The organism is Bacillus sp. V3B (assembly GCF_024494465.1).
Taxonomy (GTDB): domain Bacteria; phylum Bacillota; class Bacilli; order Bacillales; family Cytobacillaceae; genus Bacillus_BD.
Genome location: NZ_JAETXM010000005.1, coordinates 186,914 through 210,945 on the forward strand (window position 1 = coordinate 186,914; position 24,032 = coordinate 210,945).

Here is a 24,032-nt window from a genome sequence, read left to right on the forward strand (position 1 = left end):
CTTGTAAAAGGGGAGGTAAAATTGTGAGTACCTATGCTCAAAAAAAAGGGTTTGGGGCAGTTTTATGGGATTATTTAACAACGGTAGACCATAAAAAGATTGCACACCTTTATTTAATTGCCGGTGGACTGTTTTTTGTTCTCGGTGGGTTAGAAGCAATGATGATTCGAATTCAGCTTGTGAAACCTGATAATGATTTTGTCAGTGCTGGATTATTTAATGAAATTATTACTATGCATGGAACAACGATGATATTTTTAGCAGCGACACCACTGTTGTTTGCATTTATGAATGCCATTGTGCCTCTGCAAATTGGTGCAAGGGATGTTGCATTTCCGTTTTTAAACTCGTTAGGGTTTTGGTTGTTTCTCTCTGGCGGAGTCTTTTTGAATCTTTCTTGGTTTTTAGGAGGAGCACCTGATGCGGGGTGGACTTCATATGCGTCCCTATCACTTGATTCACCAGGCCATGGAATTGATTTTTATACCCTAGGTTTACAAATATCAGGATTTGGTACTTTGATTTCAGGGATAAACTTCCTTGTAACGATTATTAATATGCGTGCCCCTGGCATGACTTTTATGAGGATGCCACTGTTTACTTGGACAACATTTGTTGCATCCACTCTTATATTATTTGCTTTTACTCCACTTGCTATTGGATTGTTTTTATTAACATTTGATCGCCTATTCGGATCGAATTTCTTTAATGTAGCTGGTGGTGGGAATACCATTATTTATGAACATATTTTCTGGATTTTCGGTCATCCTGAAGTATATATATTAATTTTACCAGCGTTTGGGATTTTCTCTGAAATTTTCCCAACTTTCTCAAGAAAGAGACTTTTTGGATATTCTTCCATGGTCTTTGCAACGATGTTAATCGGATTCTTAGGTTTCATGGTCTGGGCGCATCATATGTTTACAACGGGCCTTGGCCCAATTGCTAATGCAATCTTTTCTGTTGCCACAATGGCTATTGCGGTTCCGACAGGGATTAAAATCTTTAACTGGTTATTTACGATGTGGGGTGGGAGTATTAAATTTACAACCCCAATGCTGTATGCGGTAGCTTTTATTCCATCATTCGTTATGGGTGGAGTGACAGGTGTCATGCAAGCGGCAGCACCTGCAGATTACCAATATCATGATAGTTATTTTATCGTTGCTCATTTCCACTATGTTATTGTAGGTGGGGTTGTGTTAGCGTTACTGGCTGGAGCACATTTCTACTGGCCAAAAATGTTTGGTACGATGTTGAGTGAAAAATTAGGTAAAGTGACTTTTTGGTTATTTTTAATTGGTTTCCATTTAACTTTCTTTATTCAACATTTCCTAGGTTTAATGGGAATGCCACGTCGTGTCTTTACATTCCTTCCAAATCAAGGTTGGGATACGGCAAACTTAATTAGTACAATTGGTGCTTTTGTTATGGCTGTTGCTGTTATTATCTTGTTAATCAATGTCATTATTACAACGGTGAGAAATGAAAAAGTAGGTAACGATCCTTGGGAAGATGGACGTACACTTGAATGGGCAATTGCTTCACCACCACCTTTCTATAACTTTAAACAAACGCCACTTGTGCGTGGGTTAGATGCTTATTGGATTGAGAAAATGGAAGGGAAGAAGAATTTAACACCAGCTGAGCCGCTAGGTGATATCCATATGCCAAATTCATCTTTTACTCCATTTATGATCAGTGTAGGTTTGTTTATTGCGGCACTTGGTGCTACATATCAATATGACTTAAATACGGGTGAAGTATTTGCTAATTCTGGCGGAACTATCGTCCTTATCATCGGTTTGCTTATTACGTTTGGTTCGATGGCTTTCCGGTCGGTTAAAGATGATCATGGATTTCATATTCATAAAGAAGACTTGCTTGATGATGATAAGGGGGGGAAGGCATAATGCACGCGGAAGAAAAATGGACAGCTGAAACGTGGCCGGCTTCACCTGAAAGACAAACATTGGAAGGGAAAAATAAATTCCTTGGTTTCTGGTTATTTTTAGGTGGAGAGACGGTACTATTTGCAACTTTGTTTGCTACATATCTTGCCTTAAAGGATAAAGTCCCTAGTCCTGATCATGCGTTAGCAAAAGATTTATTTGAACTTCCATTAGTTTTTGCTACAACAATGATATTATTAACGAGTTCTTTAACGAGTGTTTACGCCATGTATCATATGAAGAATTTTCAGTTTAAGAAAATGATGATTTGGTTAGGTGCTACAGTTGTACTAGGTGCTTGTTTCTTAGGGCTCGAAATTTACGAATTTAATCATTATGTTCATGAATACCATCATACTTTTTCGAGTAGTGCTTTTGGATCAGCCTTCTATACATTAACAGGTTTTCATGGGGCTCACGTGGCATTCGGTCTTGCCTGGATTATAACGTTGATGGTACGTAATGCGAAACGGGGCTTAAACTTATATAATGCACCAAAATTTTATATAGCCAGTCTTTATTGGCACTTTATCGATGTGGTATGGGTATTTATCTTTACAGTAGTATATTTAATGGGAATGGTGGGATAATCTGATGAATCATGAACAATTGAATTCAGTTAACCCTAGTGCTGATATCAACTATCGTCGCAAAAAAAATGCGGAGGAAATGAAACATCAAGTTATAACATTTGCGCTTATGATTTTCCTCACTTTAGTTTCTTTTGTTGCAGTTTCCTATGAGGGGTTTAGTAATTGGTTTATAATCCCATTTATACTTTTACTAGCGGTTATACAAGTTGCCTATCAACTTTATTATTTTATGCATATGAGCCATAAAGGTCATGGAATGGTAGCTATATTTATGTATAGTGGCGTCTTGATCGCTTTTATAACGGTCCTAGCTTTTGTAACAATCGTTTGGTGGTAGAAAGAAAAAGGAAATCGGCTAGGCTGATTTCCTTTTTACTCGTTATAAAGAGTAGGTAAGCACTTCATTTGAGCGTATAATATGAAAATAGTATAATATTATGAATTAATGGAGATAGGATTTTAACACTATCTCTAGTATAAGAGATCGAGGTGAAAGAGTTATGTCTCTTGAGATTTTTGGCTTTAGAGCATTATGGAGCCCTTATTTTTTCGCAGGAATTGTATTGGTAACAGTTGGTTTCTTTTTATTGACAATTAAATACAGACATATGTTCAATGAAAATAAAACGCTTACGAAATTGCAAGGAAGCCTTTTTGTTATTGCGATGTTTCTATTGTATCTTATAAAAGGTGGACCACTTGATTTGATGGGGCATTTAATGTTCTATGCTCATATGATTCAAATGGCTTTTCTCCTATTTATTATTCCTCCTATTTTGATTCTTGCAATACCAGAATGGATATGGAGCAGAATTTGGTCAAAATCAGTGTTAAAAAATGTCCTATCCTTTTTCACTAGACCCATTATAGCGCTTATTTTGTTTAATGTTATGTTCTCGTTTTATCATATCCCACTTATATTCGATGTTATTAAAGTAAATATATGGCTTCATGAGATCTATACGATTACATTATTTATTCTTGCCATGTGCATGTGGTGGCCGCTCGTTAATAAGATTGATCAAAATCGAAGCATCATTGGATTAAAGAAAGTTGCCTATATTTTTGTAGGCGGAGCATTAATATTACCCGCCTGTGCGCTTATTATTTTTAATGATACACCGATGTACTCTACTTATTCTGATCCAGAAGTATGGGCAGCAGCGTTGGCCCTTTGTGTTCCATCGGCAACGTTAGCCACTTTAGATTTAAGTGGCCCTGAAATGTTCAGTTCAATGTCACTACTGCATGACCAACAACTTGGTGGTGTTTTGATGAAGGTTATTCAGGAGATTGTATATGGTATCATTTTAGCGCGTGTTTTCACTGAATGGTATCGGAAAGATCAGCAGGAATCAGAGTCTGAACAATTAACCGCATACAATCCACAGCCAGTTGAATAATTAGCTAGCTAATATAAAAGCCCTCATAATAAGTTAATGAGCGGCTTTTTTCGTTAGGTTGTTTCTACCTATTATAATTAGTCAATTAAATTCATCACATTTTTATCTTTATTTTGTAATAAATTAATAATATTTTGTGAATAACAATTGATTGTTATTGAAAAATAATACTTTCTCCACTACAATAAATGAATAGATACTTATATTAGTTATATAAAAGAATTCAAAAGGTAGAGAGGATACTACTATGGAATATTCATTGCCAATTTTGCCAACCATTAGTACGACATTTATTGTACTTAGTGCTATTATGGTTGCCATTGGATGGAGCTTAATCAGGCAACGGAAGATTGAAGCTCATAAAAGGTGTATGTTGTGGGCGGCTGTTTTTGCGATCATTTTCTTTATTATTTATGCGAGTAGAACGATTTTTGTAGGGAACACATCTTTTGGAGGGCCAGACCATCTTAAAATCTATTATACGATTTTTCTGGTTTTTCACATTACTTTGGCAACGACAGGAGCCGTACTAGGGATTATTACGCTTATTACAGGTCTGAAAAATAATTTAGCTAAACATCGTAAGTTAGGTCCTATTACAAGTATTATCTGGTTTTTTACGGCTATTACGGGTGTAGCGGTATATTTGTTGCTTTATGTTTTTTATCACGGTGGAGAAACGACTTCTGTTTTGAAAGCCATATTAGGATTTTAGAGGTTCTGGTAATACATATAAGATGAAAAAAGCCTAAAAAGGTGCACGAGAATAGCGTGGCTTTTTGGGCTTTTTGAGTTTTACTTCATACAGTTAGAGTGAGTAAAATATATCTTTTTTATTTTCTTTTATACTAGATGTAGTTTATTTGGCGAATTGATCAATTTCTGCTTTTAGTTCGGTTAAAATTTTCTCACACTCAGCTACAAGAGGTTTTGGGAATTGTTCACCTTCGCCATACTCAACGCCATGTGGATAATAGTGTTTACCAAGCAGTGGTGTCGTTAGTTGAATCAGAGCCTTATTAGAACCAACATCTCCCTCAACAGCATGACCCATTATTCGAAGATAGAAAACACCTTCTTCTAATTCGAATTTTCGATCATATGTAACACGTTCATAATCCCATTGACCTTCTAGTACTAAACCATACTCGAAGAAACAATCCTCTAGGCGGTTTAGGTCGGCTTTTAATCCTTTAAATCCTTTGTCTTCAAACTTCATTGTCTGTCCCTCCTATCAAAACTTCCTGTCAGTTAAGATATAAATTATTGTATTGTTTCCAAAAATCAAATTTTATTCAAATTTAATAATAGTTTAAATAAGGTAAAGTTTCAATCTATTACATATAAAAAATTTAATTTTGTATAATTATTAATGAATTGGAAAATCTAACAAATAGAATGGGCTCTATTATGATTAGTCTTCAGTCTAGAATGATTAGAGCGAAACTTCAAAAGAGGAGGTAAATAGTGATGGGAAAAATACGTGATATAATGACAGATGATGTAGAATGCTGTTCTTTGTTAGACAATATGTTTGAAGTTGCCATGAAAATGAAGGAGTTAAATGTAGGTGCTATTCCCATTGTCGATGAACAAAAGCTTGTTGGGATGATTACGGATCGAGATATTGTGATCCGTGGTTTAGCCGAAAAAAGTCCAGGATCAACAAAGGTAGAGAAGGTCATGAGTACTAACCTTGTGACGGTTACAGGGGAGACGACTACGCAAGATGCTGAAAGGTTGATGTCTGAACATCAAATTCGCCGATTGCCTGTTGTCGAAGGAGAAAAGCTGGTTGGAATTGTTAGTCTAGGTGATTTTGCTATTCGTGATTTAACAGATGAGCAGGCCGGACATGCTCTATCTGATATATCAGAACAACATAATCAAATCCAATAAAAAGGTGCCTCTAGGCGCCTTTTTCTTTTGATGTAAAAATTTATAAAAGAAGATATCGGTTGAGCTTAAACCGATAGAGAGGTACTTTGTGCTGTTCTTATGATTATATATTGATAATTTTAATGTATATTTCACATAGTCGTTTAGTTGAAATGTTATAATAGAATAAAGTACTTATTCTATTAATGAAGGTAATCATAATGCACAATAACAGTATGACGGAGAGGAGGTACGCCTCTGAAAACTATTTTTCGAATTTTAATTATTATAATGATCTTATTTGGGATTTTATTTTACATGAACATTACAGAAAAGAATCAAGATCCATTACAAAACCAACAATTTAGGGATACAACCTCCTATGGATCACAAACAGAGGGGCTCTTTAATCTAATGGGAAAAAGTGAAAAAGAGGTAGAAGCTGAACTTGGAAAACCGGTAAGAGTCGATCTATCCTCCTATGGTTATGACTGGTGGATTTATAAAGAAAGTGAAAAAGAATATGTCCAAGTTGGAATTGAAGATCATGAGGTTGTCACACTTTTTGCCATTGGTGAAGATGTCAATATTCGTCCTTTTTATATAGGACAGTCCGTCGGTAAAATTTATGCCACACACCCCATTGAAACAGTTGTAAGTCTTGATTATCAGGGGGAATCTTACTATTTTGAATTGTCCGAAGAAGATATTAATAATCGGCCGCTCATTCAAATAGGAGATATTTATGTGCAATTATATATTGATAAATTTACTGGTACCTTATCGAGTATTCGTTTAATGGATGTTCCGACGCTAATCAAGCTGTATCCCTTTGATGACAAAGGAGAATCACAAGAAGCTTCAGCGGTAGGGGGTATAAACGAAGAAAAGTTAGAAAGGGATCATGAAAAGCAAATTTTCGATTTGACAAACATATTAAGAGCTCGTTTTCAGGTTAAACCATTGGAGTGGGATGAAGAAAAAGCAAAGGTTGCTTATACCCATAGTGTAGATAAGTTTGAAAATGATGCATCTCAAACTGCAAAGAAATATGATGAGATTACAAATACGATAGAAGAAGGAGATGTTGTCTATCAATTGGCAGTTGAAAATGCCTCTTACGATGACATCGATGCCCCAGCAATTGTTGAAGGATGGATTAATAGTAACAGTCATCGTGAGAGCCTTCTAAATGATGATTTTACTCATATTGGTATTGGTGTCTATAAAACATACTTTACGAGAATTTACTTTACCAATAGAAACAATGAATAATGTTATTCACCAAATTTTCTCCTGAACATATCGTAATATAGGTAACTCATAGGTTGAGGTGAAAATAAATGACAAATAGTAAGCTTCATCCATCAATTGAGAAATTTAAATTATTTGTGAAAAGTAACCCAAAAATTTTGGAAGAAGCTAGAAGCGGACGGACCACACTGCAAGAACTTTATGAGGACTGGTACTTGTTAGGTGAAGATGATACGAGGTGGGATGACTTTCGTTCTGAGAAAAAGGATGAGGTTCATACAAGCGAATCAAAAACAGATTGGTTTTCAAATATTTTAGGAACCATGAAAAAAATGGATCCAGAGCAAATGCAAAGTTATATTGGTCATTTAAGCCAAGCGCTGGGAGCAGTCCAAGGAGTGCTTACGCAGTTTCAGAACGGAGCTGCCAAGAACTCTTCGAATTCTCCTCACCCAAAGCCTAATCACCCCTTTTCATTTAGAAAAGATTGAGTCGAATAGGGAGAGTGACAATGAGAAAAGATGTATATATGTATTTGGAACAGAATAAGGAGTTACTAACGTTTCTCCGAGAACAACCAGGATGGTATCGTAAGTTAACGAGAGATCCAAGTCGAATTCAAGCAATGGAAATTGAGGCATTGCATTATTATAAAAAGACGATCCCACACCGAGTGGAAAAATTCTCAAATGGACTTCAGATGGCTTCCATGATGATTAGTATGTTTCAAACTATGAATTCTCAGCCTTAAAAAGCTTTCTCATCACAGAGAGAGCTTTTTTATTTTCTATTTTATGTTAAATGATTTACCGAGTAAAAAGACTACAGATAGTAAACAATATGACCAAGTTTAAACCTAAACAAACATTTGTTTCTTTCCCAAACAAATGTAAGGAGTGATTATAATGAAAAAGATGTACTATATAATGCCCCTTTTATTACTCTCCCTATTGGTGGGCTGTCAAAATGATATACCAGAGCCTGAAACAAAAGATATCTCTTTTCAATTGGATAAAGCTGTACAAGCTTCAGGATATCAGGTTGTTCAAGCTGATCCATTTTTTGTGAAACATCAAGTAAAGGGGAAAAATGTGTATATTGAATGCATGGTGAAGGACATTTCATTCCGAAATAACGGTGCAAAAATAGTATTGTCTATTGATGGAAAGAAAAACAAAGAAATTAAACAAGCTGCTTTTATCGTAAAAGAACTTCAGTCAGGTACACATCAATTAAAGTTGGAACTATTCAAACAAAATGAACATTCAGCTAAAGCAATAAAAGAAATTGAAGTAGTTATTCTATAATAAAATAACAATTCCTTTTCAGTGAGTATTAAAAATCAGATACTTCGTTTTGACTCAGTTTTATGTTAAAATATGAAGCGGAGGTGAGCGATTATGCTTGCTACAATGGAAAGTGTGGTAATAGTAGAGAAAGCAGAAGAAATAGCTAAAATGATACTGCAGTCAGAATTAGCTGATCATTATAATAGATGTTTATATAATGTAAAGAACAATGATGAAACACAGCGGAAAATCCGTGAATTCGTTAAGATAAAAGAACAATACGAGGACGTACAGCGTTTTGGTAAATACCACCCTGATTATAAAACGATTATGACCAGGGTTAGGCATTTAAAACGAGAAATGGACCTTGATGAAAATGTGGCTGAACTTCGAAAAGCAGAAAATGATTTGCAAGATTTGTTTGATGAAGTGAGTATGCTGATCGGTCACTCTGTTTCCGAACATATTAAAGTGCCCACTGGCAATCCTTTCTTCGGTAGTCATTCAAGTGGTTGCGGTTCTGGCGGGGGTTGCAGCTGTTCAGCTTAACAGGATTTATATAGCAGGTAAAAATGGGTTTGCCCTTTTGAGGTAAACTCATTTGTTTTGTCAAGCCTAATATGGATTGAAACTCTGTTCCTTATTATGCTAGACTAGAAATAGAAATATATGTAAGGGGAAATGTTATGTTAGGTCAACGACAAGGACTGATTGTTTGGTTATATTCACTTAAACAAGCAAAAATGCTTAGAAGGTTTGGCAATGTTCATTATGTTTCAAAAAGATTAAAATATGCTGTTTTATATTGTAATCAAGAGGAAATAGAAGAGTTAATGACGAAAATAAAGTCCTATTCCTTTGTTAAAAAGGTTGAACCCTCTTATAAACCGTTTATTAAAATAGAATTTGAAAATTCGAAGCCAGATAAGGCGAAGGAATATGATTATAAAATGGGTATCTAAAAGGCTGACTCCTTTTGAGTTAGCTTTTTTCTATATAATTGAAAAAATAAAAAATCCCTGCAGCAATCTGCAGGGTCCTTCTATATCCAACTTGGATAGAAGGTAAAGGGAGAGGAGAAACCGGAGGAAGAACTTATGGGGAAACGTAAGTCTTCTCCGCGGTTGGCAACAACATCCTCGAATGATGTTGTTACTTTCATTATTTCCATATTAAAGTTCCTTATACGTTAAAATTGACTCTTTTTTCTTGAAAATGGAATACTTATGATTGGCTACTTTGATTCTGTGTGTTAGGATAGAAAATAAAAAAAGTTAATGAAAATGGAAATGTTGTGGTGATATAATGAGAGTGGTTTCAGGTAGTTGCAAAGGAAAGGCATTAAAGGCTGTTCCAGGTAATTCAACTCGGCCAACGACTGATAAGGTAAAAGAAGCTATATTCAATATGATTGGTCCCTATTTTGATGGAGGGATAGGTCTTGATTTATTTGCTGGAAGCGGTGGACTTGGCATAGAAGCATTAAGTAGAGGATTAGAAAAAGTCATTTTTGTCGATCGGGATGGAAAAGCAATCCAAACGATCTATGAAAATATTCATAAATGTGAATTTGATCATCAGGTTGAAGTGTATCGTAATGATGCAGAGAGGGCTATTAAAGCGGTTACAAAGAGAGAACTCGTGTTTAATAATATTTTTTTGGATCCTCCTTATAAAAAGCAACAGTTAGAAAAGCTTTTGAAAATGCTAGATGAACACAAACTTTTAAGTGAAAATGGTACTGTCGTTTGTGAGCATGGATCTGAAATTACTCTACCTGAAATTGTTGGAAATTTCGTAAAAACTAAATATGAGAAATATGGAATCATTGCTGTTTCTATTTATACATATGGGGAAAAATAGGAGGAAAATATGGATAATATTGCGATTTGCCCAGGAACTTTTGACCCGCTTACAAATGGTCATTTAGATATTATTACGAGGGGAGCTCGAATATTTGATAAGCTCTATATTGTCGTGCTGAATAACGGATCCAAAAATCCTTTGTTTACGGTTGAAGAACGAGTAGATTTAATTAAAGAAGTGACGAGGGATATTCCCAATATAGAAGCTGATTGGTATAGTGGGCTGTTAGTTGACTATGCTCGAAAAGTTGGTGCAACAGCTAATATTAGAGGGTTACGGGCTGTTTCTGATTTTGAGTATGAAATGCAAATCACGTCTATGAATCGCTTATTAAACAAAGATCTTGAAACATTCTTTATCATGACGAGAAATCAATATTCTTTCTTAAGTTCTAGTATTGTAAAGGAAGTGGCACGATATGGCGCAGATATTTCGGAGTTAGTACCTAAAGTAGTTGAAAAAGCTTTAAAGGATAAGTTTACTGTCTAAAGAAAAGACGAGTGTTTGTCGAAGGCGTTGAAAAGGTCCATTTTAAAGAGAGAAAGAAGTTGATTAACTACTACATGTAAATAATCAACTTCTTTATTTAGTGTATACGGATGAGAGTCCCTTTTAATGATTCAAAGTGAACACTTTTCAGTATTTTCATTCTTGTCTGCTCTCTTTTTAGCTGAATTGTCATTGAAAACAGCAATAATGGTGTTAGTAGTTAGTTTTTGAGCCAACTTCTTAACAATAAAAATAAACATACACCAGAAATATAGTAACTGATAAAAAAAAGGATAGCTAATTTGATCGAATGGTGTGCTGTTGTAGTGAAAAAAGTTAAAAAAAATGCCCAAAATATTAGATCTATTAAAATAAAATATCCTGAATTTAATGTATGCTGAACGATATTTAAATCGGTTTGCAATTCTTCATCTGCAGCTCGTTTATACATAAATCTCATGCTGTTCACCCTTTTTAACATAATAATCATCTATTATTGTTGCTTATAGTTAAATGCGAGAAAATTCAGAAAGGGAAGTTTTCAATTCATAGTTATCACTGTATTCAACTATATGTATGGATTTACTAAACGGTGAATAAAGTAAATAGAAATTTAATAAAACTGAAACCTTTCCTACCAATTCAGCGTAATCATACTAATTGGAAAGAAGCTATGTTATGATGAAAAGGAATAACTATTTAAAAAGAAGTTTTAATAAATGGAAATGAGGTTTTCTTGAATATCCCTTCTTTAGTGCAGAAAAAAGTACTAGAAGTTCCCCTCGTTTCTACATTTTTATCACCCTTTTTGAATATAATCTTTCGCTGTTAAAGGGAAGTGACAAACTTGAAACAAACGACTCAGCAAATGACTCTTCATATTTTGCCATTGTCTTTTGAAAATTGGCAGTCAACGTTAAATAAGCCTATATCCGAACGTCCCCAATATGTTATTGATCAGGGAATCGTACATATCGGACAAGTAGTAGCTCGATTTCTTGGTATCTCTTTAGATGAGGACGAATATTATAATCAGCTATATGATTTCGTTCATCAGGAAATTCCCGGAATTGAATTGATCAGCCATGATTTTTTAGATAAAACAATTCATAACCAGCAATTTCAATCAATACAAAAGGTGTTAAACATAAACCGTGAACAAAATCTATCCATTAATCGTTTTACTGCTTTTCTGGATGGTGAACAGCTTCTTTTAAAGTCATCTGTTCCAGCTATTCATCGTAAAATAAGAGAAGCCATGGTTGCTACGTTACAGATTTTTTCAAAAATGGAAACAAAAGGATTAAAAAGTAACGAGTTACAGAGAGTTTTAGTGGATTTGATTAAATGGTCGTTTAATCATTTGTCTGAAATGCTTGAGAGGTCAAGTACAGATACGAATATGCCAAAGTTTCTTTGGTATGGAAATACGAAAAAAAGCCATCAATATTTTTTGTATTATTTAATCCAGCTAGGCTGTGATGTTTTAATGTTTAATCCCAGTGGCCAAGATCCACTTTCTGGTATGGACGCTGAGCAAAAACTAACCTTTGTTCATAAATTTCCAGAAACTCGAGATTCTGAACCTTTTCCGACTGAAAAGAGAAGTCGGAAAGCAACGGTGGCTTATCGAGCATCGCGGGAAATTGAGTCGATCCTTAATCATGAAGGTTCTGGATTATATAAACCATGGCAGTTAAGGGATTATACGCCTTCTTCTGTTACATTGAAAACAACCTATGATGAATTATTTATTCTTGGTAAAGAGAAAGCCATGATTCGCCCTGGTTTTGAAGTGAAGGATGGAGTTGTAAGAATTCCATCCATTTTTGCCAAGATTCAAGGAGTTAGTAAAAACCGAAAAGAGTACTGGGAGCGTCTTCACTCACTTACTGAATTGGAGAATAACCTATTAATTACACAGTTCCCATTAACACATTCGATCAACAATGACTTTCGCTTTCATTATCGTAATGCACTTTCAAAAAGTGGTGAACTAGATGTAATAAAAATAATGGAAGCAAATTATTGGAAATATAACCATCTTCCTAAAGGTTTACAGAACGGGATAGCAATGGCGATCAAGAATAGTTGTACACAACCTCGACTAAAGCCGATTCATAAAGAAACTGAGGAAGAAGTAAAAGTTTATTTGTTTACACAGGGTATGCAAATTCCATCCGAAATTGTGAGACTTATGCAAAAATTTGATTATTCACAAGATGTCCCAAAATTAGTTCTTTATAATAATGGTTTGAACGGCACAATAACAAGAACCGATGCGGCATTATTATTACTTTTAAATCAATTTGGTATCGATATTATGATCTATAATCCGTCAGGACAGAATGATATTGAAACTTATATAGATGATAAAATTTTTGATACTCATTGGCTAGAGGATCTTGTTTTTGATCAGGAATATAAAGAGCCATCTCCATTGAAAAAAATATTCTTTAATGGTTTTTTAAAAAATTTGAGAGGGGATTAATGAAATGACTAATCAGATTCAACCAATTGAAACTAGTATAACACCGGTTGATGATAAGCTTTCTGAAACAAAAGTATCGGAACTTAAGCTTGCATTACGAAATGATCCGGAGGTGCAAACTCTTGCTCATTCAATTGATGAGCGCGATCAAATTCAAATTCTTGAATTCGGAAAAGAACCTGCTGTACAAATTTCACGTTTTTCTGATCAAATCTTAAGTAATATGAAAACAACAAAGGTTGAGGATTCAGGGGAATTGTTAAAGCAACTTGGTCGAATCATGGATAAGTTTGATAAAAAGGATTTTGAAAAAACCTCAGGAGGGATTTTTGGAAAGCTTTTTAAGAAAGGTGAAAAAATCGTTGAAAAACTGTTTGGAAAGTATCAAACGATGGGGAATGAAATTGATAAAGTATATGTTGAAATTTCCAAATATCAGAGTGAAATGGTCAATTCGACAACGATGCTCGAAGATATGTACGAGCAAAATTATCAATTCTATTTAGAACTTGAAAAGTATGCTGTTGCCGGACAAATGAAGGCGGATGAGTTAAAGGCCCATCAACTACCCCAATTAGAATCACGTGCTGCGGGAGGAGACCAAATTGCTTCTATGCAGCTTGATACTTTGCGTAATGCTGTCGAACTGTTAGAGCAAAGAGTGTATGATCTTGAAATGGCAAAGATGGTTTCTTTACAGACTGCACCGCAAATTAGACTGCTACAGCGTGGAAATACAAAGCTTATTGGAAAAATAAATTCCGCATTTGTGACCACTATTCCTATTTTTAAAAATGGCCTCATTCAAGCAATGGCGGCTAAACGCCAAAAACTGGTCGCTGATTCAATGAGTGAACTTGATAGAAGAACAAATGAAATGCTTGTTCGAAATGCACAAAATATATCCCAGCAAAGTGTTGATATCTCTCGGCTTGCGGGGAGTCCTAGTATCAAGATTGAAACGGTTGAGGAGTCATGGAATATTATTATGAAGGGGATGCAGGAAACCAGATCGATTGAAGAAGAGAACAAACGCCTTCGAGAGGAAGGGACAAAACGATTAGAACAACTGCAGGAGAGCTTTCAAAAAGTAAAACATTCCTAATAAGAAAATAATAATTACCTTCGAAACAAGAGAGGTTTGTTTCCATGTAGTATCTCAAAGAGGATTTCCTTTGTGTTCATTCTAAACAAGCACATGACGAAACCTCATAGAAAGGCCTTTTTATAGCTTACTGTAAGGATTCATCGAAGTGTGTGACTGTCCACAAAGTTTTTAAATATAAATTAGTTATAGAGGTGATTGATTTGGCTATTAGTTTGCAAAAAGGTCAACGTGTTGATTTAACGAAAGGGAACCCCGGTTTAAGCAAAATCATGGTCGGTCTTGGTTGGGACCCAGTTGCGAGTGGTAGCGGCAGCAAAGGTGGTTTCTTAAGCTCACTCTTTGGCGGCGGTAGCTCAGGACCAAATGTTGATTGTGATGCATCTGTTATTCTACTTGATGAAAACGGTAAGCTTAAACACAATAGTGATGTGATTTATTTTGGGAATTTAAAAAGTAACGATGGTAGCATTCAGCATTCAGGAGATAATTTAACAGGTGAGGGTGCTGGTGATGATGAGCAAGTACGTATTGACTTAGATCGTATTCCTTCTACGGTTCATAAACTTGTATTTGCTGTAAATATTTATGATTGTGTGAAAAGAAGACAGCATTTCGGTATGATCAAGAATGCATTTATTAGAATTGTAAATCCAGCCAACGGGCAGGAGTTAATCCATTATAATTTATCAGATGATTATAGCGGAAAAACATCGTTATTTGTAGGTGAGCTCTACCGTAATGGATCTGATTGGAAATTTGCAGCAGTAGGGAATGGCACGACAGCAGCCAGTCTGAGTGACCTTGTTCGTTCATATACGTAATAAATAGAGAGAATATAAGAAAAGAAGGTCTGACAGTAACTGTCAGACCTCTTTTCCATGACTATTTCCAGTGGACTCTTCTTTAGAATTTCTCATATCCATTATCCATTTTAAAGTAAAATCTTCTACAAAAATAATTTTAAGAACCATTTTAATGATAATCCCCAATATAGATTAGATGAGAGTCGCATTTGCAATCAGAGGAGCCGAATCCTTTAACCTTGGTAATCCCATTTTCTTTTTTCCTAATATTCTCAGCTAACTCACACTCTCCGAACCTACGATCATATGTTATAATTCTAGTAATTGTTCCATATAGACGAAGATAGTCAAAATGCCAATGAAATTTCTTTTGAATCTTTTTATGTCGTTCAATTCTTTGTTTGAGGTTTCTTTTGGCACTGCCTACATAAATATATATTCCTTTTGGAAAAGAAAATTCCCCGAGCTTTCCTACTGAAACCACCTGACTATCGTCTAATTTGAGATAAATAGTGTAGAGCGTATGTTCAATGTTAATCGATTCCAACATAGATTGATAACCTCCTAGATTTGATTATGATAAGGACTGAGGCTAATGAAAAACAAGAATTATATTCTCCTTTGTATCGCGCTTCTTTCATTAGCGCTTATGGGAAATTCCCAAGCGGAAAAAGGAGGGATAAAGCTAAAAGATTATCCAGAAACCTCTATTTTGAAGACATCGTTGCAGTTAACGTCTGTACATGAACTTAATCATATTATTATTCTTCCAAATTCAAATTTTAATCAAGAAGAAGCTGCAAAAATGATATCACGATTGGACAGGCTCCCAACTTCCCTATTAGCAAAAATTTATCGAAATGATATTGTGGTCAAACTATTTACTGGCAATTTAACCGATAACAGAACGGCTACACATCTTTCGGGTGTGGTTCCTCGTGGTTATGTCAAGAAAGTAACATGGGACAATGTACCAGGCATGGGGGGGAGTAAAACCGTTCTTGTGAAAATAGGATCAAGTAATCAAGGAAATGGACATAATTCTATCAATCTAGAATTTCATGAATTGGCACACTCGATCGACCGCCATGTCTATAGAGGACTTCGTTATCAACAACATTTTTTAGATATTTGGAATCAAGAAAAAGACCAATTGTTTCCTGGAAACCATTATTTTTTAACCTTTCCTGAAGAATATTTTGCTGAAAGCTTTGCTTATTTTTATATGGGTGGAAAATATCGAGAAAAATTGAAAAGGTCAGCTCCAATGACCTATCAATTGATCAGAGGTTTGTCCTAGAGTTTGGATATTTGATACAATGGAAATGGTCATTGCTGTTAAATGTAGTAGTGAATTAGAAAAGTAACTGACTTCGTTGTCTTTTTAATCGTGAAGTTTATCAAAGGGAGTGTAAGCTATTGCAACATCCAGAGTACGAATATTTAAACATGTGCCGTCATGTATTACAAAATGGCAATCAAAAAAGTGATCGAACAGGAACAGGAACCTTATCTGTTTTTGGTCATCAAATGAAATTTGATCTACAAAAGGGATTTCCCTTACTGACAACAAAAAGAATCCCCTTTCGTTTAATAGCGAGTGAGCTATTATGGTTTATTAAAGGCGATACAAATATTCGTTACTTACTTCAATATAATAACAATATTTGGAATGAATGGGCGTTTAAAAAATGGATTGAAAGTGATGAATATAAAGGACCTGATATGAAAGACTTTGGATTACGCAGTGAACAAGATCAGGCATTTCGTCAACGTTATCAAGAAGAAATGGATAAATTTAAAGATAAGATAGTAAAAGATGATGAGTTTGCAAAAAAGTATGGGGATCTAGGTCCTGTTTATGGAAAACAATGGCGGGCATGGGAAACGACAAAAGGAGAAGCCATTGATCAGTTGAAGGATTTGATCGAGCAAATTAAAACTAATCCTGATTCTCGACGGTTAATCTTAACATCATGGTCACCTGAATTTACACCACAAATGGCTTTGCCACCGTGCCATACATTGTTTCAATTTTATGTGTATGGTGGAAAATTAAGCTGCCAATTATACCAGCGTAGTGGGGATATTTTTCTCGGAATTCCTTTTAATATTGCTAGTTATGCGTTGTTAACGCATTTAATTGCCCATGAATGTGGACTTGAAGTAGGCGAGTTTGTCCACACAATTGGAGATGCTCATATCTATAATAATCATATTGAGCAAATTAAAACACAGTTAACACGTGAACCAAAGCCTTTTCCAACTTTACATATAAACAAGAATAAACAATCTTTATTTGATCTTGAAATGGAAGATTTAAAAATTGAGGGATATGATCCACATCCAGCGATTAAAGCACCTGTAGCTGTATAAGTTATTTTATACTTATTGAAAAAGGAGGTTATGATATGATTTCATATATTGTAGCAATGGATAAAAATCGGGTCATTGGGAAGAATAACCAGTTACCATGGTATTTACCAGCAGATTTACAATTTTTTAAAAGAGTAACGATGGGACATCCTATTATAATGGGAAGAAAAACGTATGAGTCAATTGGGAAACCACTACCTGGTAGAGAAAATATCATTGTGACGAGAAATCAGGAGTATAAGGTGGAAGGCTGTACGGTTATTCATTCAGTAGAAGAATTGACCAAGTTTACTGAAGAAAAACAGGAAGAAGTATTTGTAATTGGTGGTGCAGAACTTTTTCAAGTAACATTTCCAAACGTGGATCGTCTTTATATTACAATGATTGAACATGAATTTGAAGGTGATACGTTTTTTCCTGAATTTAACGAAACGGATTGGAATCTCATTTCCACAGAAAAAGGGCCCAAAGACGAAAAAAACCCTTATGATTATTCTTTCAATATTTACGAGCGTAAATAAAAAGTTGAAGTGTGTATACAAAAGGAAGCAACCGGATGGTTGCTTCCTTTTGTGAGAGGTAATAATCTAGTTACACAAGATATTTTTGTATTTTGTTATACATAAAATAAAATACAAAAATAGATAGATGAACTCCCTGCAAGAACAAAGATATGCCAAACAGCATGGAAATAGGGGGTTTTTTGTAGCATATAGAAAATGGATCCAACTGTGTAGAGAATACCACCTATCAGTAACAAGCTAAATCCATAATTACCAAGAAATTCATAAAGAGGCTTAATGCCGATCACGATTAACCAACCCATGATCACATATAGAATGGTTGAAAGAATGATGAACTTTTTGACAAAAAAGAATTTAAAAACAACACCCAAAATAGCTAGGCCCCATATAATTCCGAATAAAGTCCACCCTAGTCCTCCGCGTAGAGGAATTAAGACAAAAGGCGTATAGGTGCCGGCAATAAGTAAGTAAATCGCTGAATGGTCCAGAATTTCAAAAAAATATTTTACTTTAGGGTGTTGAATACTGTGTAAAAGAGTTGAAGAAAGGTACAATAGAATCATCGTAACACCAAATATAGTAAAGCTAACAATCCTCCACGGGTCACCACTTTGAACGGCAAAAACGACTAGTAGAACGAGTGCAGGCATACTTAATAGAAACCCGATCCCATGAGTAATACTATTAGCTATTTCTTCTTTAAGCGAAAAGATCATATTATACCTCCATAATTTTATGTTGTTTCATTTTAGTCTATTAGAGAAACAATAACAATGAATAATAAAAGTAAAAATCAATCCCTGTACTCAAATTGAAAAATGATAATGTATTTTATTGTTCAATAATGAATAAAGCAGCCATCGTGTATAGGCTGCTTTTGTAATCATCTTTCGTATTTTATTGTTTTTTTATCTTGTAATACGTAAATATGCTATTCCTTCACTTGTTATATAGGTGTGATCATGGTCTAGAACCATATACTCAGCAGGTGTATTCGCACCAACTTCTTTCATTTGTTCAACCGTAACAGCGGATAATTGTTTAATTAAATCTTGTTGACTTAATTCATAATTATGCCCTGTAAGATAGATCCAGTTAAATGTTTCGTCTAAAGAATTAAAATAATTTGCTGCTTCTAAAACATAGCCAAAATCCAAACCAACCATTTCTGCTGCTTTACGTTTATCCATTGTAAATCCTCCCAATCCTGTAGCAATTAATTGACTATTAACGATATTCGTATTTAATAGCACTATATATCATATATAACACATTCTAAAGCCTTACATCAATGGATTTCCCTATTTCTTTTATTTTATTCATCGAGTTTCATCATTTTTTTCAAAATGTTCTTTATATGAACTGGAAAAACAATAAAGATTTAGGCTCATAATTAACAGAAATATATGTATATTGGGAAGGGGGAATTGAAAATATCGGGATTCATGATATAATGTACTGATTAATAATAAGGATATAGAAATGAATTGAGGGTGAAGATATGGAACAGAAGGTTGTAAAAAAGAAATGGTTGCAAGTGGAGGATATTCTCATTGCTTACCAGCATCTTAAAGATATCGTTACCCATACGCCATTGCAAAAAAACGAGCGATTATCCGAGAAGTATGATTGTAATGTTTATTTAAAAAGAGAAGATTTACAAGTTGTACGCTCTTTTAAATTGCGCGGTGCTTACTATGCGATGAAAATGCTACCACAAGAAAAACTAGGAAATGGTGTTATTTGTGCAAGTGCGGGAAATCATGCTCAAGGTGTTGCTTATGCATGTCGGCAGCTTAAAATCCAAGGGAAAATTTACATGCCTACGACTACTCCAAGTCAAAAGATTCGATCGGTTGAAATGCATGGGAGGGAATTTGTCGAAATCGTGTTGAGTGGAGATACCTTTGATGATTCTTATAATCAAGCTGTTATTTGTGCAGAAGAAGAAGGAAGGACATTTATCCATCCTTTTAACGATGAAAAGGTTATAGCTGGTCAAGGAACGGTTGCTGTTGAGATTTTAAATGATTGTGATGATAAAATCGATTTTGTGTTTGGTAGTATTGGTGGAGGTGGACTGATTTCTGGTTTAAGTACTTATATAAACAGCGTTTCACCTGAGACAAAAGTAATTGGAGTAGAGCCAAAAGGTGCTCCTTCTATGCAAGTGTCTCTGCAAAATCATCAAGTTACACAACTTAAATCGATTGATAGCTTTGTGGATGGTGCCGCTGTAGCTTGTGTAGGAGAAAAAACTTACTCCATCTGTGAAGATTTAGTGGAAGATATCATCGTTGTTCCTGAAGGGAAAATATGTACTTCTATTCTAGAGTTATATAATGAGCATGCGATTGTGGTTGAACCGGCTGGAGCATTACCAGTCTCTGCACTCGATTTTTACAAAGATCAAATTAAAGGAAAAACCGTTGTTTGTGTGATAAGCGGAGGAAACAATGATATTGGAAGGATGCAGGATATCAAGGAAAGATCCTTACTATATGAGGGACTGCTTCATTACTTTATTGTTAATTTCCCGCAACGTGCAGGTGCCTTACGTGAATTTTTAGATGAAGTACTTGGGGAAAATGATGATATTACTCGTTTCGAATATACGAAGAAAAATAATAAGGATAATGGACCAGCACTTGTCGGCATTGAATTAAAATATAAATCGGATTATAGTGATTTAATTGTAAGAATGGAGAAAAAGGGCTTTAAATACTCCGAAATTAATAACGATAGTCGTTTATTTCATTTATTGATCTAGGTAAAGGGAGTCATAATACAGGTTTTTTGTTTGAGATAAAATGATAATCATCACATATTATAAATATCTCATGGTTTTTGTGAAGTTTATATGAAAGTTCATTTCTCTTTTACCAAAGTGTGTATAGTTGTAATATAATTAAGCTAGAAAAATAGTAAGACAATAAACGACAAAGGGAGATGCATCTTATGTTATCAAACATTGGAGTTCCAGGATTAATCTTAATCCTTATTCTAGCTCTTATCATATTTGGACCAAAGAAATTACCCGAAATTGGTCGCGCCTTTGGACAAACGCTACGTGAATTTAAAAAGTCTACGCGTGAATTAACAAGTGACGTAATGGATGAAGTAGAAGATGTAAAAAAAGATGTAACAGAATCGACAAAAGTGACTAAATAAGGTGTGAGATTTTCTCTTACACCTTTTTTTCTTGAATTTAAGGTGTGATCACTGAATTTTTTGTGTAAATTTGTTTATTCATTAAACAGTTTATGATATACACTTTAGGTTTTTTTAAAAGAAAAAATGGCAGGGGAAGTACATGACGGATAAAGAATTAAATATTATCGATCATTTAGATGAATTAAGAAAGAGACTCATTATTATTGTTGCCGCGTTTATTATCTTTTTTATTGTGGGTTTTATGTATGTAGAAGAGATATATCAGTGGTTTGTTAGAGATTTAGATGTAAAGCTGATTGTTTTGGGGCCAAGTGATATTATTTGGATTTATTTCATGATTGCGGGAGTCATTGCAGTTGCAGGAACGATTCCAGTACTTGCTACACAAATTTGGCTTTTTATTAAACCTGCTCTCAAGCCAATTGAAAGAAAGATATCACTTTCATATATTCCTGCCCTGTTTCTTCTTTTTATTGTGGGGCTTTGTTTTGGTTATTTTATTATCTTTCCGACAATTATGAGTTTTTTGATTGAACTCGGTGGAGATATGATGGCGACAAATTTTACCGCTGAAAAATATTTTCGCTTTCTAATGAATACGACAATACCATTTGGTATTCTGTTTGAATTGCCTGTTGTATTAATGTTTTTAACCTCACTAGGAATTATTAATCCATACGTCCTGCAAAAGATAAGGAAATATGCTTATTTCATTCTTATTGTAGTTGCGATTCTTATATCACCACCAGATTTTATGTCTGATTTTCTAGTAGCGGTTCCATTGCTCTTTTTATATGAGATTAGTGTGAACTTATCGAAAATCGTCTATAAACGGAAATTGAAAAAGGTAAAGAAATGGGAAGCTGAATTTGCAACTGACGATGATGAAATAACCAAAGAGTAAGGTTCGTATAATCAATATGGATATCATAACAAGAGGCTACCCCCATTTATTTTGGAGGCAGCCTCTTGTTATGTAAATAAATTTTTTATTTTTTAATACTAGAAAATTGTCGAGTATTGTATAAAAAAAGACGAGGTTTTTTGTATAATCAAATACATTTTGCGTTATAATTAAGGTATAATAAAATTAAACGGGTGAAAAGAAGGATTGATATAGTGTTATTTAAAAGCCTAGAGTTCAAAAATGTTGTTGGACAGAAGGTAAAAATTATGGAGATCCCGGTATTGGAGAAAGATAACCCTCATTATTTTATGATTCAACTCCGTTTACAAACATTTATGACAACTATTTACGGTGAGAAAAGCATGAAAAAATGCTATTCTTTTAAGGATTATTTAAAAAGAATATTAAGGTGGCCTGATTATGAGGATATATTTTCACCGCCAGAACTTAAGAATAATGCATAATGATGTATGCACCGACATAGTCGGTGCTTTTTATATTTTTTGGGTGCTTCATGACGATATTTTTCTAAAATAATTATTGCATGTATAATAAAAGTTAGTGTTCTAATAAGGAAGTGAACGGATTGTCAAAAATTAAAATCGTAACAGATTCAACAGTGGATCTTATGGATGAGGAAATAAAGAAATACGATATTGAAGTTGTTCCATTAACCATAAGTGTTAATGGTGAAACGTATACCGATAGAGTAGATATTACTCCTTCTGAGTTTATGAAAAAAATGAAAGAGTCTGAAGAATTACCCGAAACGTCACAACTGTCTACTGGTGCATTTCTCGAAGTATATGACAGACTTGGTTTAGAAAGGTTATGACGTCATTTCCATTCATTTAACGGGAGGTATGAGTGGTACAGCTCGGTCTGCACAAAGTGCTGCAGACATGACAGAAACAAATGTAACGGTTGTAGACTCACGTTTTATTTCAAAAGCATTGTCTTTCCAAGTGGTAGAGGCTGTTCAAATGGTAAAAGAAGGGTATAATACGGAGGATATTGTGGAGAAACTAAAGAAAGTGCGTCAACAGTCTCGTCTTTACATCGTTGTCGATACATTAGAGAACTTAGCAAAGGGTGGAAGGATTGGCAAAGGGACTGCTATGTTAGGTTCGCTATTAAATATTAAACCGATCGCATCGCTAGAAAGCGGTGAGTATACCCCTGTAGAGAAAGTAAGAAGCCATGCCCAAGCAGCGAAATATATCGCAAAGCATTTTACTGAGGATGTTAAAGGGAAACTGACAACTCCCACGGCTAAAGCCAGTGGGGTTCTAAGGTACTAATACACTTCTCAAGAGTACCCTTATCTTTCTTCGCAGAAAGAGTTTCTACTCAAGCACTGATGTACGTTCTTCTAGAACATTAACGGACGTATTGCATATAGCAAGGCACTTCTCTCAACAAGCCTAAAAAGACTCTTGATGTGCTTATCGTTCCGACTTCTCTTGGGCGTTGTCACGACCAATCAGATTTGTATTTATGCGACAAACCAACGCAATATTTTACTCGATGACTGTTTTAATCGTGCAATCTCATAATTATGCAGTTCAACAAAGCGATCCCACCCAACGTTGCATAAATCCACATCAACGGAATTGAGCGTTTCATTCGTGTTGCCAATCAAGAAGGCGCTATATAAATCACGCTGGATACGAAACTCTCCAAAACCATTCCAACGGTCTGAGAGTTGTTTCTTTTTGTATTTGCCAGTTAGATGATTGAACTGACTAGCCTTTGTAGCATAGGTATCTATTTTCTTGATGGATCGTCCTTGATAACCAAGTTTTCGGTCAATAATCGTTAGGAGCATGGCAGGAGCATGGTGAGCGATGGACTTGCCGAATCGTTTCTTACGGTTCATCTTGCCATTTTTCTTATTACGAGTTGTTTTCTTTGCTCGCTTTTGT

Annotated in this window: 28 protein-coding genes and 2 pseudogenes; 25 read left to right on the top strand and 5 right to left on the bottom strand. The window is 34.9% G+C overall.

Features of this window, described 5'->3' with window-relative positions:
• The first annotated feature begins 23 nt into the window (after positions 1-23).
• The 5 genes from ctaD to JMM81_RS09305 all read left to right on the top strand — a co-directional run bounded on the left by ctaD (position 24) and on the right by JMM81_RS09305 (position 4,663).
• Positions 24-1,913 (top strand): cytochrome c oxidase subunit I, encoded by a 1,890-nt coding sequence (gene ctaD, locus JMM81_RS09285; RefSeq protein WP_256241284.1) that lies wholly within the window; start codon positions 24-26, stop codon positions 1,911-1,913.
• On the top strand, positions 1,913-2,542 hold the full coding sequence (locus tag JMM81_RS09290) for a cytochrome (ubi)quinol oxidase subunit III (RefSeq protein ID WP_256241285.1): 630 nt from the start codon (positions 1,913-1,915) through the stop codon (positions 2,540-2,542). The genes ctaD and JMM81_RS09290 overlap by 1 nt, the downstream gene beginning before the upstream one ends.
• A 4-nt stretch (positions 2,543-2,546) precedes the next feature.
• Positions 2,547-2,882, top strand: a complete 336-nt coding sequence (gene ctaF / locus JMM81_RS09295) for a cytochrome c oxidase subunit IVB (protein ID WP_256241286.1) — start codon at positions 2,547-2,549, stop codon at positions 2,880-2,882.
• Between the two features lie 163 nt (positions 2,883-3,045).
• Positions 3,046-3,948 carry a cytochrome c oxidase assembly factor CtaG gene (gene ctaG, locus JMM81_RS09300; protein ID WP_256241287.1) on the top strand — a complete coding sequence of 301 codons (903 nt, stop codon included), beginning with the start codon at positions 3,046-3,048 and terminating at the stop codon, positions 3,946-3,948.
• Positions 3,949-4,195: 247 nt separating this feature from the next.
• Complete coding sequence (locus tag JMM81_RS09305) at positions 4,196-4,663, top strand: DUF420 domain-containing protein (RefSeq protein ID WP_256241288.1); 468 nt, start codon at positions 4,196-4,198, stop codon at positions 4,661-4,663.
• Positions 4,664-4,807: 144 nt separating this feature from the next.
• Here JMM81_RS09305 and JMM81_RS09310 read toward each other — a convergent pair whose 3' ends face one another.
• Positions 4,808-5,167, bottom strand: a complete 360-nt coding sequence (locus tag JMM81_RS09310) for a YugN family protein (protein WP_256241289.1) — start codon at positions 5,165-5,167, stop codon at positions 4,808-4,810.
• 251 nt (positions 5,168-5,418) lie between these two features.
• Here JMM81_RS09310 and JMM81_RS09315 point away from each other — a divergent pair, with 251 nt between their 5' ends.
• From JMM81_RS09315 to JMM81_RS09370, 12 genes are all read left to right on the top strand, one after another.
• Positions 5,419-5,847 (top strand): CBS domain-containing protein, encoded by a 429-nt coding sequence (locus JMM81_RS09315; protein WP_256241290.1) that lies wholly within the window; start codon positions 5,419-5,421, stop codon positions 5,845-5,847.
• A 297-nt stretch (positions 5,848-6,144) separates the two neighbouring features.
• A complete protein-coding gene (locus JMM81_RS09320) occupies positions 6,145-7,101 on the top strand; it encodes a CAP domain-containing protein (RefSeq protein ID WP_256241291.1) in 957 nt (318 codons plus the stop codon).
• 68 nt (positions 7,102-7,169) lie between these two features.
• Entirely contained in the window at positions 7,170-7,571 is a 402-nt protein-coding gene (locus JMM81_RS09325; protein ID WP_256241292.1) for a YlbD family protein, read from the top strand.
• A 20-nt stretch (positions 7,572-7,591) separates the two neighbouring features.
• Positions 7,592-7,831, top strand: a complete 240-nt coding sequence (locus tag JMM81_RS09330) for a YlbE-like family protein (protein ID WP_256241293.1) — start codon at positions 7,592-7,594, stop codon at positions 7,829-7,831.
• Between the two features lie 154 nt (positions 7,832-7,985).
• Positions 7,986-8,387, top strand: coding sequence for a hypothetical protein (locus JMM81_RS09335; RefSeq protein ID WP_256241294.1), 402 nt, complete (start codon positions 7,986-7,988; stop codon positions 8,385-8,387).
• Positions 8,388-8,480: 93 nt separating this feature from the next.
• Positions 8,481-8,918, top strand: coding sequence for a YlbF/YmcA family competence regulator (locus JMM81_RS09340; RefSeq protein WP_256241295.1), 438 nt, complete (start codon positions 8,481-8,483; stop codon positions 8,916-8,918).
• Between the two features lie 137 nt (positions 8,919-9,055).
• Positions 9,056-9,331: a YlbG family protein gene (locus tag JMM81_RS09345; RefSeq protein ID WP_256241296.1), complete on the top strand. Its 276-nt coding sequence runs from the start codon at positions 9,056-9,058 to the stop codon at positions 9,329-9,331.
• A gap of 343 nt (positions 9,332-9,674) precedes the next feature.
• Positions 9,675-10,232 (top strand): 16S rRNA (guanine(966)-N(2))-methyltransferase RsmD, encoded by a 558-nt coding sequence (gene rsmD / locus JMM81_RS09350; protein ID WP_256241297.1) that lies wholly within the window; start codon positions 9,675-9,677, stop codon positions 10,230-10,232.
• A gap of 9 nt (positions 10,233-10,241) precedes the next feature.
• Positions 10,242-10,724 (top strand): pantetheine-phosphate adenylyltransferase, encoded by a 483-nt coding sequence (coaD, locus tag JMM81_RS09355; protein WP_256241298.1) that lies wholly within the window; start codon positions 10,242-10,244, stop codon positions 10,722-10,724.
• An 838-nt stretch (positions 10,725-11,562) separates the two neighbouring features.
• Positions 11,563-13,215 (top strand): YceG family protein, encoded by a 1,653-nt coding sequence (locus JMM81_RS09360; protein ID WP_375162364.1) that lies wholly within the window; start codon positions 11,563-11,565, stop codon positions 13,213-13,215.
• Between the two features lie 4 nt (positions 13,216-13,219).
• A complete protein-coding gene (locus tag JMM81_RS09365; RefSeq protein WP_256241299.1) occupies positions 13,220-14,320 on the top strand; it encodes a toxic anion resistance protein in 1,101 nt (366 codons plus the stop codon).
• 203 nt (positions 14,321-14,523) lie between these two features.
• Positions 14,524-15,144 carry a TerD family protein gene (locus JMM81_RS09370; protein WP_256241300.1) on the top strand — a complete coding sequence of 207 codons (621 nt, stop codon included), beginning with the start codon at positions 14,524-14,526 and terminating at the stop codon, positions 15,142-15,144.
• A gap of 151 nt (positions 15,145-15,295) precedes the next feature.
• Here JMM81_RS09370 and JMM81_RS09375 read toward each other — a convergent pair whose 3' ends face one another.
• Complete coding sequence (locus JMM81_RS09375) at positions 15,296-15,676, bottom strand: GIY-YIG nuclease family protein (RefSeq protein ID WP_256241301.1); 381 nt, start codon at positions 15,674-15,676, stop codon at positions 15,296-15,298.
• Positions 15,677-15,721: 45 nt separating this feature from the next.
• Between JMM81_RS09375 and JMM81_RS09380 the strand changes: the two genes are divergently transcribed.
• The 3 genes from JMM81_RS09380 to JMM81_RS09390 all read left to right on the top strand — a co-directional run bounded on the left by JMM81_RS09380 (position 15,722) and on the right by JMM81_RS09390 (position 18,023).
• The gene (locus tag JMM81_RS09380; protein ID WP_256241302.1) at positions 15,722-16,426 is read left to right on the top strand and encodes an anthrax toxin lethal factor-related metalloendopeptidase; all 705 of its coding nucleotides are present in this window, start codon (positions 15,722-15,724) and stop codon (positions 16,424-16,426) included.
• Between the two features lie 119 nt (positions 16,427-16,545).
• On the top strand, positions 16,546-17,502 hold the full coding sequence (locus JMM81_RS09385) for a thymidylate synthase (RefSeq protein WP_256241303.1): 957 nt from the start codon (positions 16,546-16,548) through the stop codon (positions 17,500-17,502).
• A gap of 35 nt (positions 17,503-17,537) precedes the next feature.
• Complete coding sequence (locus tag JMM81_RS09390) at positions 17,538-18,023, top strand: dihydrofolate reductase (protein WP_256241304.1); 486 nt, start codon at positions 17,538-17,540, stop codon at positions 18,021-18,023.
• A 95-nt stretch (positions 18,024-18,118) separates the two neighbouring features.
• On the opposite strand, the gene trhA is transcribed toward JMM81_RS09390, so the two are convergent.
• A complete protein-coding gene (gene trhA / locus JMM81_RS09395; RefSeq protein WP_256241322.1) occupies positions 18,119-18,739 on the bottom strand; it encodes a PAQR family membrane homeostasis protein TrhA in 621 nt (206 codons plus the stop codon).
• A gap of 195 nt (positions 18,740-18,934) precedes the next feature.
• The gene (locus JMM81_RS09400) at positions 18,935-19,216 is read right to left on the bottom strand and encodes a hypothetical protein (protein WP_256241305.1); all 282 of its coding nucleotides are present in this window, start codon (positions 19,214-19,216) and stop codon (positions 18,935-18,937) included.
• Positions 19,217-19,527: 311 nt separating this feature from the next.
• Here JMM81_RS09400 and ilvA point away from each other — a divergent pair, with 311 nt between their 5' ends.
• The 5 genes and pseudogenes from ilvA to JMM81_RS09425 all read left to right on the top strand — a co-directional run.
• Positions 19,528-20,796: a threonine ammonia-lyase IlvA gene (gene ilvA, locus JMM81_RS09405; RefSeq protein WP_256241306.1), complete on the top strand. Its 1,269-nt coding sequence runs from the start codon at positions 19,528-19,530 to the stop codon at positions 20,794-20,796.
• Positions 20,797-20,984: 188 nt separating this feature from the next.
• Complete coding sequence (locus JMM81_RS09410; protein WP_256241307.1) at positions 20,985-21,197, top strand: twin-arginine translocase TatA/TatE family subunit; 213 nt, start codon at positions 20,985-20,987, stop codon at positions 21,195-21,197.
• 142 nt (positions 21,198-21,339) lie between these two features.
• Positions 21,340-22,104 (top strand): twin-arginine translocase subunit TatC, encoded by a 765-nt coding sequence (gene tatC, locus JMM81_RS09415; RefSeq protein ID WP_256241308.1) that lies wholly within the window; start codon positions 21,340-21,342, stop codon positions 22,102-22,104.
• Positions 22,105-22,319: 215 nt separating this feature from the next.
• Positions 22,320-22,571: a DUF2535 family protein gene (locus tag JMM81_RS09420; RefSeq protein ID WP_256241309.1), complete on the top strand. Its 252-nt coding sequence runs from the start codon at positions 22,320-22,322 to the stop codon at positions 22,569-22,571.
• A gap of 122 nt (positions 22,572-22,693) precedes the next feature.
• Positions 22,694-23,381: pseudogene (locus JMM81_RS09425) on the top strand (DegV family protein); the annotation flags it as partial.
• A gap of 221 nt (positions 23,382-23,602) precedes the next feature.
• On the opposite strand, the pseudogene JMM81_RS09430 reads toward JMM81_RS09425, so the two are convergent.
• A pseudogene (locus tag JMM81_RS09430) lies at positions 23,603-24,032 on the bottom strand (RNA-guided endonuclease TnpB family protein); the annotation flags it as partial.

Coding starts and splice junctions, on each gene's coding strand:
- JMM81_RS09305 (WP_256241288.1), top strand. CDS start 4,196: ATGGAATATTCATTGCCAATTTTGCCAACCATTAGTACGACATTTATT.
- JMM81_RS09410 (WP_256241307.1), top strand. CDS start 20,985: ATGTTATCAAACATTGGAGTTCCAGGATTAATCTTAATCCTTATTCTA.
- coaD (WP_256241298.1), top strand. CDS start 10,242: ATGGATAATATTGCGATTTGCCCAGGAACTTTTGACCCGCTTACAAAT.
- JMM81_RS09330 (WP_256241293.1), top strand. CDS start 7,592: ATGAGAAAAGATGTATATATGTATTTGGAACAGAATAAGGAGTTACTA.
- ctaF (WP_256241286.1), top strand. CDS start 2,547: ATGAATCATGAACAATTGAATTCAGTTAACCCTAGTGCTGATATCAAC.
- rsmD (WP_256241297.1), top strand. CDS start 9,675: ATGAGAGTGGTTTCAGGTAGTTGCAAAGGAAAGGCATTAAAGGCTGTT.
- JMM81_RS09375 (WP_256241301.1), bottom strand. CDS start 15,676: ATGTTGGAATCGATTAACATTGAACATACGCTCTACACTATTTATCTC.
- JMM81_RS09365 (WP_256241299.1), top strand. CDS start 13,220: ATGACTAATCAGATTCAACCAATTGAAACTAGTATAACACCGGTTGAT.
- JMM81_RS09320 (WP_256241291.1), top strand. CDS start 6,145: ATGAACATTACAGAAAAGAATCAAGATCCATTACAAAACCAACAATTT.
- JMM81_RS09290 (WP_256241285.1), top strand. CDS start 1,913: ATGCACGCGGAAGAAAAATGGACAGCTGAAACGTGGCCGGCTTCACCT.
- JMM81_RS09335 (WP_256241294.1), top strand. CDS start 7,986: ATGAAAAAGATGTACTATATAATGCCCCTTTTATTACTCTCCCTATTG.
- ctaG (WP_256241287.1), top strand. CDS start 3,046: ATGTCTCTTGAGATTTTTGGCTTTAGAGCATTATGGAGCCCTTATTTT.
- JMM81_RS09390 (WP_256241304.1), top strand. CDS start 17,538: ATGATTTCATATATTGTAGCAATGGATAAAAATCGGGTCATTGGGAAG.
- tatC (WP_256241308.1), top strand. CDS start 21,340: ATGACGGATAAAGAATTAAATATTATCGATCATTTAGATGAATTAAGA.
- ilvA (WP_256241306.1), top strand. CDS start 19,528: ATGGAACAGAAGGTTGTAAAAAAGAAATGGTTGCAAGTGGAGGATATT.
- JMM81_RS09325 (WP_256241292.1), top strand. CDS start 7,170: ATGACAAATAGTAAGCTTCATCCATCAATTGAGAAATTTAAATTATTT.
- JMM81_RS09315 (WP_256241290.1), top strand. CDS start 5,419: ATGGGAAAAATACGTGATATAATGACAGATGATGTAGAATGCTGTTCT.
- JMM81_RS09340 (WP_256241295.1), top strand. CDS start 8,481: ATGCTTGCTACAATGGAAAGTGTGGTAATAGTAGAGAAAGCAGAAGAA.
- JMM81_RS09345 (WP_256241296.1), top strand. CDS start 9,056: ATGTTAGGTCAACGACAAGGACTGATTGTTTGGTTATATTCACTTAAA.
- JMM81_RS09400 (WP_256241305.1), bottom strand. CDS start 19,216: ATGGATAAACGTAAAGCAGCAGAAATGGTTGGTTTGGATTTTGGCTAT.
- JMM81_RS09310 (WP_256241289.1), bottom strand. CDS start 5,167: ATGAAGTTTGAAGACAAAGGATTTAAAGGATTAAAAGCCGACCTAAAC.
- JMM81_RS09380 (WP_256241302.1), top strand. CDS start 15,722: ATGAAAAACAAGAATTATATTCTCCTTTGTATCGCGCTTCTTTCATTA.